Raw genomic sequence first — 12,394 nt, forward strand, 5'->3', positions numbered from 1 at the left:
CCACCGCTATATTCATAGAAGTGCAAAGCAAAGCGTCAATTGTGGAATAGCGGCGTATGTGGAACGGAGATGAATGTGAAAGGGCATAAATAGTTGTTATTGATGAGAAAGTTTATTCGTCGGCTTGAGACAGAATCGCGTCGAGCAGGCCTGGGAAGCGCTGCTGCATTTCGCTGCGGCGCAATCGGTTGATGTGGGTGGTACCGCTGTTGGTGGTATGTAGCAGGCCCGAATCGCGTAAAACGCGAAAATGGTGCGACACGCTGGATTTCGGGCGACCGCCGTCGAGTTCGCTACACGTCGCTTCTTCTTGTACGGATAGACACCGCACAATGCTTAAGCGTAACGGATCGCTCAAGGCGTACAGGACGCGCTCAAGAGTAAATTCTTCAGGGGACGGGTGCTTAAAGGGTCTCATAGACGAATTATAGCGATAGGGTTGTCTAAAATCCATTGTTCGATTAATATCGAATTATCGAAATTAACAGATGAAATAGGAAATATTATGTCCGCACTGTTCCAGCCCTTCAAACTGAAAGATATTACGTTACGTAACCGTATTGCTGTTCCACCGATGTGTACCTATTCCGCTAATGATGGCCTGATCAACGAATGGCATGAAGTGCATTATGCGTCGCTGGCGCGCGGTGGTGCCGGGTTAGTTATCGTTGAAGCGACAGCGGTTGCGCCCGAAGGCCGAATTTCTCCACGCTGTACCGGAATTTGGAACGATGAGCAGGCGCAGGCGTTTGCCAAGGTTGCCAAATCCATTAAGGATGCAGGCTCTGTACCAGGTATTCAGATTGCGCACGCCGGACGCAAAGCCAGCGCCAATATTCCCTGGGAAGGTGATGACCATATCCCCGCTGGCGAGCCGAATGGTTGGCAGACGATTGCCCCTTCCGCCGTGCCTTTCGGTGCGAATTTGCCTAAGCAGCCGCAGGAAATGACGCTGGAAGATATCGCCCGCGTCCGTGATGACTTTGTTGCTGCCGCTCGCCGTGCGTTGGACGCTGGGTTTGAATGGCTGGAGTTGCACTTTGCTCACGGCTATCTGGCACAGAGTTTCTTCTCCGTTCACTCTAACAAGCGTAACGATCAGTACGGCGGTAGCTTTGACAACCGTAGCCGTTTCCTGCTGGAAACGCTGGCTGCCGTTCGCGATGTCTGGCCACAACATTTGCCGCTGACTGCCCGTTTCGGCGTGATTGAATTTGACGGCCGCGATGAAGAAACGTTGCAGGAATCCATCGAACTGACGCGCCGCTTCAAAGCCGCAGGGTTGGATATGCTGAGCGTTAGCATTGGTTTCTCTACGCCGGAAGCCAACATTCCATGGGCACCTGCCTTTATGGGGCCGATTGCTCAACAGGTGCGTGAACAGGCCGATCTTCCTGTGTCTTCTGCCTGGGGCTTCGGGACGCCGGAATTGGCTGAGCAGGCCGTGGCATCGGGTCAGTTGGATCTGGTCATGGTAGGGAAAGCGCATTTGGCGAACCCGCACTGGAGCTATCAAGCTGCACGCGAACTGGGCATCGAGCGCGCCTCGTGGACGCTGCCAACGCCGTACGCTCACTGGCTGGAACGCTATTAATTACTGATAAGTATCTCTGTGGCCTTGGTGTCACAACCGACTTAGGGCGCCCAATTGCTGGCGCTCTAATAACCTGGTTTTTTTGGCGATAATGCTGCCCTTAAAGCGTTCCTTGTTATACCCGTTGCAGACGTCATCGTCAGCATAGAATTTCCTGATGGAAAAGGCATCATCCTGAAATCTGTAATAATGAATCGCTAAATGCAACCTATCCGGGCGCCACGACGGCCGATTCTCGCTCATCACCACGTAACAACATCTCCCTGAGCAGATGTTGAGACTGATCTTTATCCCAGCCAGCGCGTAATGGAAAGCACCAGCCTCCAGATAACCTCACTCAATGCGGTGCCACTTTCGAAAAGATATTAATCACCAGCACACCCGCGCAAATCAACCCCATTCCCAGTATGGCAGGCAGATCCAGCTTCTGTCCGCTGACCAACCAGCCCAGCAAACTGATCAGCACAATCCCCGCACCTGACCAGATGGCATACGCCACCCCGGTAGGGATGTGTGCCAGTGTCTGCGAAAGCAGATAGAACGCGGCGGCATAGCAGGAAATTGTCCCCACGGAGGGCCATAAGCGGCTAAACCCTTCAGAGTATTTCATCATCGTTGTGCCAATTACTTCTGCAACGATGGCTAGGCCAAGAAGAATGTAGGTGTTCATAGCAGTTTATCCATAGAGATCAGCGTTCATACTCCCATTTCGGAAATACGCAGCCGTTAGGGCCGGGAGCGGTCTGTTTTCCGTTCTCATCGAAACGTGTTTCACATTTTTCAGTGACCACGATGTATTTATGTCCGTGTATTTCTGCGATCTTAGTGACAACAAGATTTAAGTTACGTCTTACAAATACCTTCACGCAAAGCAGATACTGGAGAGTTTTGCATAGTGGCACTTCTATCATTACAGTCGTGTGCCACAGCGCTGTGATGGTAAAACAACAGAGTCACTCAACGGGCATATCGTAATCGTGTGAAAGCGAATATTCGGACCTTGCAGGCCCAAAAGGCATGACGTTTGCTTCGTGCCTAAGCGGACATTTTGAGCTTGATAGCAATAACTCAGAAAGGTCATGCCAGATGAGCTTCAGCGATAATTTCCATTAAAAAGTCAGCCACTACCCTGATCCGTGAAGATGCTATTAGGTCGGTATGACTGACCAACCAGAGGTCTTCAGAAAACACACGCTGGGTATGGATGACCTCCACCAGGTCGCTGTTCTGCGCGGCAATGAAGCAGGGTAAAACTGCGAGTCCTAAGCCAGCGTTTACTGCGGCAATCTGTGTTACAAGGCTGGTCAAGGCTAATTTCGACGTACTGTCAGGGACGTGTTCATTGAGCCATCTGGCAGAGGGGAGATGACTGAACGACTTGTCCCATGTGATAAAACTTCGGCCTATTATCGGGTTATCTTCGGGCGCAGGATGCTCGCGGACATAGGTTTCTGAACCGTACACCGCAGAAGCCACAACACCAACCTTTCGTATCTTCAAGGAATTCTGCTCAGGACGGACAAGCCGCAGCGCAATATCGGCATCATTTCGTACTACTGATACGGTATTTACACCCGTGACGAGCTCCAGAATGATGTCAGGATAACAGGCCATAAAGCGTGGTAGCTGAGGAATAATCAGGTGGTTTGCCAGCGTCACTGCTGTAGCCAGGCGGACTATTCCGGCAGGAGCCAGATCCCGTCCAGAGATTTTTTTCTCCAGTGTTCCTACTTTACCTTCCACATCTTCAGCATATTTGAGAACTTCCTTGCCAACATCAGTAAGAAAATATCCGGTCTGATGATGGAGGAACAGGCAGGTCTTTAAACTGCTTTCAAGTGCGCCAATCCTTCTTGATACTGTTGACTGGCTGACCTTCAGCTTAGTGGCAGTTTTGGTGAGGCTGCCTGTTCGCGCGACTTCCAAAAAGAAGCGTAAGTCGTTCCAGTCCATGTTTATTTCACGCATAAAGTTTTCTATTTTTGGAAAACAATTTGTCGATTTTATCTATAGTTTTCAAAATATGGAACAAATAAACTCTCTCTCATGGCGTTTGCCAGTGACAACGCATTATTTCTTAAATAGGACAATAATATGGAAGCAACAAATACGCATGATATACAGGGGCTGAGCGCAAGAAAGACGGTCGAGGCTTATCTGGCGGCATTTGCTGAAGGAAAGTTGGATGATATCGTCAGCCTGCTTGATGACAATGTCGTGTGGCATATCGATGGTGAGCCAGGGGTGTCTACCGTTGGGCTGTTACAGGGGTCGAGCCGGGTCAGGCGCTGGCTGCAAAATTTCCCGCTGAACTTCAGGCCATTGGATTTTTCCATCAGTGACATTATTGCCCATAATGACAGCGTTCTGGTACTGGGGCGTTTTCGTCATACCGTACTGAGTACGGGAAATGCGGTTGGCAGCGATATGATCATTCATTTTAAGGTATCAGGGTCGAAAATTACCCGTTATCAAATGTTTGAAGATTCAGCTCTACTTAGCAGGGCTTTTGATGCCAGTGATGAATGGCAGCTTCAGCAGGTTAGAATTAATGGCACTCTGTATCGTTATCGCGATATTGGCGAAGGACCGACGCTTATTTTTGCTCACGGACTGTTCGCAAATCATGAAATTTTCTCTGCACAATTTCAGGTACTGAGTCAGTCGTATCGTTGTATTGTCTTGGACATGCCGGGACACGGCCTGAGCGAATACGATCCCGCTGGTTGGAAACTTGACGATCTGAGCCGCGATTTAGCGTTAATGATTCAGGAACTGTCACTCGGCAAAGTGACATTTATTGGACAGAGTCAGGGCGGAATGGTTGCCATCAGACTTGCAGCCCATTATCCGCAACTGGTGTCCGGGTTGGTTCTGATCGGCACCAGTGCCAGAGCGGAATTTCCTGAACGTCTGCAAAACTGGCACAGGCAGCGTGACATTCTGCTCACCGGTTCAGAACATGCGCGTGAAGATTTATTCAAAAAAATTCAGGGTCATATCAATAATGAAGCGTGGTTGCAGAATAATCAGGGAGAGGCTGCCCGAGAGCGTCGTATTATGCTGTCTCACGATCGCACAGGATTAGCGCTTGCATTGGATGCTGCTGTTTTTGAACGGGGTGATATAACAGGACTACTGGCTGACATCAGTGCTCCGACACTGATCATCTGTGGGGAACAGGATACAGCAACACCTGTTGAGCTGAGTCAGGAGATAGCTTCTCTGATCGCTGAGGCGAGTATACTCATTTTGGCTAAAACAGGTCATCATCCTCCGACTGAAGCGGCGCAGGCAGTCACGGCTGCGATTGCAGAATTCCTGGAATTGGAATGTTCTAATCATCACTAATCTCCTCACTTGTCAGTGTTATCACGACGATGCGTCGCTATCACTGTGCGTGCAGGTACGCCTCATACCAGCGACTAAGCTGCTCGGTTACTGGGCGATGTTCGGCGTTAAACGAGTGGCCATCCAGCGCTTTTACCGGGGTGATGCCTGCCAGCGTGCCGGTAACAAAGGCTTCATCGGCGGTGAGCGCTTCTGCCAGCGTAAAATCCTGAGTCTTGACCGTGAGTCCGTTGGCGTGAGCGAGATCGATAAGGGTCTGGCGGGTAATACCATTGAAGCAGTAGCGCCCCGATGACGTCCACAGTTCACCGCGGCGGACGATAAAAAAGTTGGTGGAGTTGCAACTGGCGACAAAACCGTGCGGATCCAGCATCAGCGCTTCGTCTGCACCAGCCTGCAACGCCTGTAGCAGCGCTTGAATAAGATTGAGTCGGCTGTGCGAATTGAGTCGCAGATCGAAGACGTCCGGCGTGCTGGTGCGGTAAGTGGATGTAAACAACGTCAGCCCGCGCTTTTTCGCCGCCGTATCGACGACCTTGTATTCCGCCACGCATACGATGGTTGCACCGCCGATGATGAAGCGAGGATCCTGATTCGGGGTATGCTTTTTCCCACGGGTAATCATCAGGCGAATATGTGCGCCATCGGTCATCCCGTTGACTGCCAATGTCTTATAAAGAATAGCGGTCAGCGCCTCTCGGCTCTGGCCGATAGCCAGTCGGATCGCGGCAGCACCGTCAAACAATCGATCCAGATGGGCATCCAGCGCAATCAGGCGGCCATTAACCAGGCGCAATCCTTCCCATACGCCGTCACCGCACACGTAGCCAGAATCAAAGATCGACACCACCGCGTTGTCGCGATGAACAAATTCCCCATTCACATACACCTGTACGTCGTTGTTACGCGGATCTTGCAAATAGGCCTGACTGCTTTGGCTGGATAACGTCGGTTGCATTGTGGTGTCCCTGAATATGAATGATGAATTAAAAGGCTCGCTCGGCAAAGCGGGCAAGAAAAGCCTGTGTACGGGGCTGCTGCGGGTTTTTGAGCACCTGTTCGGCGCTGCCCATTTCATGGATCACGCCATTTTCGATAAACACGACGCGGTCAGCGAAGTGATAGGCAAACCCCAGTTCATGAGTAACTAACAGAAGAGTGCGACCTTCGTCCGCTAACGCGCGGATGGTGTGCAGCACTTCGCCGACCAGTTCGGGATCCAGTGACGATGTTGGCTCATCGAACAGCATCACTTCAGGCGACATTGCCAGCGCACGGGCTATCGCCACCCGTTGCTGTTGACCGCCGGACAGGCTGCTGGGACGAGCGTCTTGCTTATTGCTGAGTCCAACCTTTTCCAACTGGGCTTTGGCGATGATATCCGCGTCATGTCGCGGTATTTTTTTCACCGATATCAGTGCTTCACGCACATTTTCCAGCACGGTGAGATGGGGAAACAGGTTGAATTGCTGAAACACCATCCCCACGCGTTCCCGCACGGCACAAAGCTGTTTCTCTGGGTAGTCGCGCTGACCTTTAGCGTCTGTTTTTCCCAAAACCACACCATCCAGTTCGATGGTGCCAGCGCTGGGAATTTCCATGAAATTCAGGCATCGCAATAGCGTACTTTTCCCCGATCCGCTGCCGCCAATAATGGCAATCTTTTCACCGCGTCGTATATCCAGATCGATACCTTTCAACACCTCAACGGCACCGAAGCGCTTTTGGAGTCCGCGAATACGCAGAACGGTATCTTCACTTAAAGCAATATCTTCACGCATAGTAATCCTGTGTCGCTGTCAGGCTAGGGGGTTGAACGGAAACGACGTTCAAGTCGTGCGGCAAGGTAGCTCCCCGGCCAGATCAAAACGAAATAGAGCAGTGCCACCACCGTCAGGATTTCCAGCGGACGATAATAGGTGCTGCTCAGCAGCCGCCCTTGGTATATCAGTTCATTGACGGCCAGTATGGAGGCCAGCGAGGTGACCTTAGCCAGCTCGATCATCCGGTTAGTTAAGGCGGGCAGCATGTTGCGTAATACCTGTGGCAGAACCACGCGTCGCAGGATCACCGTGTGCCGCATGCCCAGCGCTTTTGCGCCTTCCCACTGTCCGTGGTCGATGGATTGCAGTCCGGCACGGAAAATTTCGGTGCAGTACGCGGCGCTATACAGCGTCAGAGCCAGCGCGGCGGCGGCAAAGGTACTAAACTGCACACCGACCAGAACTGGGAACGCGTAATAAAACCAGATCAGTTGGATCAGGACGGGGGTATTACGGAATATTTCGACAAAGAGTCTGGCGGGCAATGACAGCCAGCGCTTTCCAAACACGCGAAAAATACCCAAAACCAGCCCCAGAGCGGCTCCCAGCACGCCTGCTATCAGCCACAGTTCGAGCGTGACGCCAAGGCCTTTCAGCAACACCGGAATGTTGTCCCAGACCAGTGAGAAATCCCATTGATAGTGCATGATGTTCCTTACGCGAGCCGACGGTCTGCCAACGACAGCCGTTTCTCAATATGTTGACTGAACAGGCTAATCAGCAGCAGCAGGGTGAAATACATCACGGCTACCAGACTGTAGACTTCGAGCGGTCGGTAGGTTTGGCTGTTTAGCTGCATCGCCTGATAAAGCAGTTCGCTATAGGCCAGTGAGGAAGCCAGCGAGGTGGATTTGATGAGTTCAAACGAACGCTCGATAAAAGGCGGGATCATCCTGCGTAACGCCTGCGGGAGAATGACACGGCGCAATGCCGTCGATTGCAGCATGCCCAGCGCTTTTGCCCCTTCCCATTGCCCTGAGTGAATAGAGGAAATCGCCCCACGGTAGACCTCAGCATAGAAGGCACCGGACTGTGCCGACAGCGCGATGACGGCGGCGGTGAAAGGCGAAAACGTTAAGGGCGTAATAACGGGCAGGGCGTAGTAAATCCAGAAAAAATGCACAATCGCGGGCGTATTACGATAGAAGCCAATCAACATCACGGCGGGCAGACGCAATAGCAACCGAGGCGACATTTTCATCGTGGCGAGCACCATGCCTGCCACCATTCCGATCAGGATGCTGGTGGCACCGATCTTTATCGTTCCCCATAGCCCCTCCAACAGCAACTGGTGGTAAGGCCAGATGGCGGAAAAATCCCACTGATACGACATAGATGCAGAACCCCTGGAAACAGCGTAATTAGGAAACAGATTTCTTATTTTGTTAGAACCTCTGCATCTTAGCAGGTCGAAAAAATGATAAATAAATAATAAAACGTGGTGTTAATATTCCTTTTATTTATAAAAGAATGGCGGTATGCCGATGTCTCACGCTGCTGAACTCCCTCTGACGTTGCGCCTCGCGACCTTTGCCTGTCGATTGACGATTCAGGACATTCCTGTCGCATTAAGAAGAAAGGTTGCGCTGCATTTTATCGACAGTCTGGGCTGCGGCATTGCAGGTGCAAAGAGTCAGGTAGTGCAGGATTGCGCGCGTGTCACCCGCCTGCACTATGCGGCGGGCAATAGCCCGGTATCGGATGGCGGCGCGCCGTTGGCGGCCATCGGCGCGGCGTTTTTGAATGCGGCGGCGATCAATGCGCTGGATTACGATGACGGATATGAAGTGGCAGGACGTGGCATGGGGCATCCCGGTGCCTCGCTGGTTGCCGCCGCGCTGGCGGCGCTGGAACAGCGGCCGATCGACGGCGAAACGCTGATCTGTGCGCTGGCTGCGGCGTATGAAATCAATGGCCGGATCATTCAGTCTCAGCAGCCGAGTCCGGCACGTTTTCAGCAGGTCTATGGCGTGTGCCAGCATGAATCCATCGGGGCGGCAGTGGCCTACGGTTTACTCACGGGGTGTGATGCCGAAGGATTAGAGAACGCCATCGGTCTGGCGGCGTCGCTGACGCCGTTGCCCAGCTTGCACAAATACAACTGGCAGCAGCGACCGCTGGTTTCCTTTAAGGATTACAACGCGCCAGCCGCAGAAGCGGGCGTCCGTGGTGTTGAGCTACACCACGGCGGGATTATCGGCCCAAGAGATGTGCTGTCCGGCGAGCAGGGATTCTGGCGCATGATGGGGTCTGACCGCTTTGATGAAGCGGCATTGCTGGATGGGCTAGGAAAGGCGTGGGCGATCCAGCATGCCAGTTTTAAGGCGTATCCGGCCTGCCGCTGGATACACACCGCACTGGAATCCTTCGAGCGCGTACAGCACGATCTGGCGCTGTCGCCGCAGGCTATTGATCGGATTCAGGTCAAAGGCAGCCAGAGGCTGGCCGCTGATTTCATGGATGCACGACCGAAAAATGCGACGGATGCGCAGTTCAGCCTGCCGTTTGCGCTGGCTTGTCTGGCTTATCGTATTCCGCGCCACCGCTGGAGTGTGGACGATACCTTAACCAACCCTATGCTTCTGGCGTTAGCCGATAAGGTTCGCGTTGAGGTTTCTCCCGAGCTTGACCAACTTATGGCGCAGGCGCGTCGCCCGGTGTTGCAGGTTGACGTCGTCACGCGAGGAAACGTTGTGGCAGGTGAACGCATTGCGTTTCCGCTGGGCTGTGTGGAACACCCGCTTACGGAAAGCAACATCATGGAGAAATTTGCGGAGAATCTCTCGTCACGGCTTGCCCCTGCTGATATTGCACAGGCAGTAGCGGCGCTCTCTGAGATTGAACAATGCAAGGATGTAGCTGCACTGGTTACGCCGCTGATGCAGACGTCCTGAATCCGTTCAGGACCGTTCTGTTATCCGAATTCCGCTTATTTCCAGTCTTCTTTAATGACTGACGGCACTTTGCTGACGTCCACGCCACGCAGTTTGAGAGCTTGTTCATAGTAGTGCTGGGTTTTACCAGACTTATACAGCTTGGCAAACTCGTCATTCAGGAAGTTGTGGAAGGTCTGGTCGGCTTCTTTACGGATTGCGCCGCTGGTGCTGACTTCAATAATCGGCTTCGGCAGAATCAGATTTCCCTTGCCGACTTTAGCCTGTTGCAGCGCCAGAGCCGGATGGAAATACGACAGTGCATCGACACGGCCAGCATAGAATGCGGCTACGCCCTCATCCATATTCGGGAAACGCACTAGCTGTGCTTTTGGCAGACGTTTGGTCAGAATCAAATCCGGGCTGGAACCCAGCGTGACGCCGATTTTGACATCTTCCCGATTGAGATCGTCCCAGTTGGTGACGGCAATGCCGTCGCGAATCAACACCCCTTGCGCATACCAAAAGAAAGGCTGTTCAGGAAAATCGACCGCTTTTTTCCGCTCTTCCGTCGGGTCGAGTACCAGCATGGTATCGATCTGACCGGTTTGTAAGGCCGCAATGGCGTTACCCCAGGTGGTTTCTACCGTCACCAGCTTCACGCCAAGATCGTTGGCTAACTCTTTGCCGATGTTATAGCCGATGCCGTCCCATTCTCCCGTCGACGGATTTTTAAAATACCACGGCTCGCCCTGTGCCACGCCGATGCGTAATTCACCGGTTTGTTTGATGTGTTGCCATGTTGATGGCTGTGTTTCCGCAGCCTGACTGAAAAAGGAGGCACTAACCAGCGTCAACGCCATGAATACCTGGTGAAGAGAACGTTTCATAATAGTTACCCTGATGATTGAGCTTTAATCGAGGCGATATATTTCGCTCATGCAGAGTAACGAAATACTTATAGCGAAATTAGTCTTTTTCGCCTTATCTCATTCCAGATGAATATAAGTGTTAGGCAAGACAAAAACCGTGTTGCACAGCGGTGTGCCTCGCCGTAGGGCGTGGAATCTGGGGTGATGGCATTGGTCTCATCATTGAGCGGATGAGTATTGCAGTATTTCCCGTGTTTTTCACCGAGGAGACGGCATAGCAATAATTTCGCTATGCTTTCTCATTATTGGTTATTGACCAGCGGCATGCTGTCTGGCAGACGGTGTATGGCGATGTTGCTGCGCTTTATTGATCGACGACGGAACCGTCGACGTGCAGTCGGGTTTTCAGGCCGCGACGACGATAAGGGAAGCGGTTCTCCAGATCGTCCGCCAGCTCAATGCCGATACCGGACTGCGTCGGTATCTCCATAAATCCCTCTACGCATTTGAACGTGTTCTTCACGACATCTTTTTTCCGCACGCCGTTCTCGACGCCCGTCGCACCAAATTTTTCCGACAGCGCGGGTTGGTCATCCCCCGGATACTCCAGCAGTGCAAAATTCGGAATGCTGACGGCGATCTGTAAACAAGCAGCGGTAGAGACGGGGCTAAGCGGGTTGTGCGGCACGACCATCAAATCGTTGGCCTCTGCCAATGCCGCGACTTTTTTCGCTCCGGTAATTCCGCCGCACATGCAGACGTCAGGACGCACATAGGCGACCGCATTACGGCGAATCAGCATCGCGAACTCTTGCGGATTATTCAGGCGTTCACCGGTGGCGATAGGAATATTGATTTTGTCGGCTACTTCCGCCATGGAGTCGAAGTTATCCGCGCCGATCGGGTCTTCAATAAAATACGGATAGAATTGCTCAATGCCGCGAGCGAATACCACGGCATCGGCGGGCTTTAGGCGACGATGGACTTCGATACACAGGTCGACATCGTTACCGACCGCTTCCCGATACAGGCCGATGCGCTCGATGGCTTCACCGATCTCTTTGGCGTGGGTGGTGAAATAGGGGGTATCGCGCGATTCATCCAGAAAAGGCGTCAGATGACCAATCGCGGTAAAACCGTCAGCTTTGGCTTTTTTCAGATTGGCGATGGTTTCTTCGGTAGTGCGTCCTCCCGCGTGGGCATAAACGCGCGCCTTGTCGCGGCAGCGGCCGCCCAGCAGGTTATAAACCGGCGTATCGTAATACTTGCCCGCGATGTCCCACAGAGCGATATCAATGGCGCTGATAGCACCCATGATGGCGGCACCACGAAAATGCCAGCAGCGGTACATATATTGCCAATGGTGCTCAATACGTAGCGGATCTTGCCCGATCAGATAAGTGCGTAATGCCTCCACCGCGCCTTTGGATGCATCCAGAAAGCCCCATGCTCCGGATTCGCCAATCCCCGTCAGCCCCTCGTCGGTGGTGACCTCAACAAACATATATCGGTTCGCTAAAATTACGCGCACATCGGTAATTTTCATCAATGCTTTCCTTAAGTTAGCCTGCTTAGCATTGAGTCTAATCACAGCGACGTGCGGGTTGTCAATGGCGCGCTGGTCAGTCAGCCATCTGCGCGTTGCACGTTCGAGCCAGACAATCGGGCAATACCGTTTATCAGATATCCTTATCCTGAATCTCTATAAAGGAAATGATCGGTTACCGTTATAGTGATGGTGAAACAAGTCATTAGAAGCACGCTTATTATTTTGATCATCGTTTGATAAATGCTCGGCATCGCGGGTATTCATCGTAAACAACGCTGAATTGATTGTTATTTCCTGCCGCTATCGGCGGGCGGGCGTCTTTATCTCTAAAA

12 protein-coding genes are annotated in these 12,394 nt (G+C 52.3%); 3 read left to right on the top strand and 9 right to left on the bottom strand.

The annotated features are described in order from the left end of the window. Window positions 1-112: 112 nt before the first annotated feature. Complete coding sequence (locus KP22_RS12800) at window positions 113-418, bottom strand: ArsR/SmtB family transcription factor (RefSeq protein WP_039298513.1); 306 nt, start codon at window positions 416-418, stop codon at window positions 113-115. An 87-nt stretch (window positions 419-505) separates the two neighbouring features. Between KP22_RS12800 and KP22_RS12805 the strand changes: the two genes are divergently transcribed. Beyond that, window positions 506-1,594, top strand: a complete 1,089-nt coding sequence (locus tag KP22_RS12805; RefSeq protein ID WP_039324588.1) for an NADH:flavin oxidoreductase/NADH oxidase — start codon at window positions 506-508, stop codon at window positions 1,592-1,594. A gap of 337 nt (window positions 1,595-1,931) precedes the next feature. Here KP22_RS12805 and KP22_RS12815 read toward each other — a convergent pair whose 3' ends face one another. Together KP22_RS12815 and KP22_RS12820 are read right to left on the bottom strand one after the other, a co-directional pair. Continuing rightward, complete coding sequence (locus tag KP22_RS12815) at window positions 1,932-2,264, bottom strand: EmrE family multidrug efflux SMR transporter (protein WP_005969762.1); 333 nt, start codon at window positions 2,262-2,264, stop codon at window positions 1,932-1,934. Window positions 2,265-2,671: 407 nt separating this feature from the next. Beyond that, window positions 2,672-3,562, bottom strand: a complete 891-nt coding sequence (locus tag KP22_RS12820; RefSeq protein ID WP_039324590.1) for a LysR family transcriptional regulator — start codon at window positions 3,560-3,562, stop codon at window positions 2,672-2,674. Between the two features lie 126 nt (window positions 3,563-3,688). On the opposite strand from KP22_RS12820, the gene KP22_RS12825 reads away from it, so the two are divergent. Beyond that, window positions 3,689-4,945 (top strand): alpha/beta fold hydrolase, encoded by a 1,257-nt coding sequence (locus KP22_RS12825; protein WP_039324592.1) that lies wholly within the window; start codon window positions 3,689-3,691, stop codon window positions 4,943-4,945. Between the two features lie 40 nt (window positions 4,946-4,985). On the opposite strand, the gene KP22_RS12830 is transcribed toward KP22_RS12825, so the two are convergent. Genes KP22_RS12830 through KP22_RS12845 form a run of 4 tightly spaced genes read right to left on the bottom strand, consistent with a single transcriptional unit; the run spans window position 4,986 to window position 8,101 of the window. Then, window positions 4,986-5,903, bottom strand: a complete 918-nt coding sequence (locus KP22_RS12830; RefSeq protein WP_039324593.1) for an aminotransferase class IV — start codon at window positions 5,901-5,903, stop codon at window positions 4,986-4,988. A 28-nt stretch (window positions 5,904-5,931) separates the two neighbouring features. Next, on the bottom strand, window positions 5,932-6,726 hold the full coding sequence (locus tag KP22_RS12835) for an amino acid ABC transporter ATP-binding protein (RefSeq protein ID WP_039298527.1): 795 nt from the start codon (window positions 6,724-6,726) through the stop codon (window positions 5,932-5,934). Between the two features lie 23 nt (window positions 6,727-6,749). Further along, window positions 6,750-7,415 (bottom strand): amino acid ABC transporter permease, encoded by a 666-nt coding sequence (locus KP22_RS12840; RefSeq protein ID WP_039324596.1) that lies wholly within the window; start codon window positions 7,413-7,415, stop codon window positions 6,750-6,752. A gap of 8 nt (window positions 7,416-7,423) precedes the next feature. Then, the gene (locus KP22_RS12845) at window positions 7,424-8,101 is read right to left on the bottom strand and encodes an amino acid ABC transporter permease (protein WP_039324598.1); all 678 of its coding nucleotides are present in this window, start codon (window positions 8,099-8,101) and stop codon (window positions 7,424-7,426) included. 151 nt (window positions 8,102-8,252) lie between these two features. Between KP22_RS12845 and KP22_RS12850 the strand changes: the two genes are divergently transcribed. Then, the gene (locus tag KP22_RS12850) at window positions 8,253-9,662 is read left to right on the top strand and encodes an MmgE/PrpD family protein (RefSeq protein WP_081926246.1); all 1,410 of its coding nucleotides are present in this window, start codon (window positions 8,253-8,255) and stop codon (window positions 9,660-9,662) included. Window positions 9,663-9,697: 35 nt separating this feature from the next. Here KP22_RS12850 and KP22_RS12855 read toward each other — a convergent pair whose 3' ends face one another. Then, a complete protein-coding gene (locus tag KP22_RS12855; protein WP_039324602.1) occupies window positions 9,698-10,531 on the bottom strand; it encodes a transporter substrate-binding domain-containing protein in 834 nt (277 codons plus the stop codon). A gap of 346 nt (window positions 10,532-10,877) precedes the next feature. After that, entirely contained in the window at window positions 10,878-12,059 is a 1,182-nt protein-coding gene (locus KP22_RS12860; protein WP_039324604.1) for a mandelate racemase/muconate lactonizing enzyme family protein, read from the bottom strand. Between the last annotated feature and the right edge of the window lie 335 nt (window positions 12,060-12,394).

It is taken from the genome of Pectobacterium betavasculorum, assembly GCF_000749845.1.
Lineage (GTDB): Bacteria > Pseudomonadota > Gammaproteobacteria > Enterobacterales > Enterobacteriaceae > Pectobacterium > Pectobacterium betavasculorum.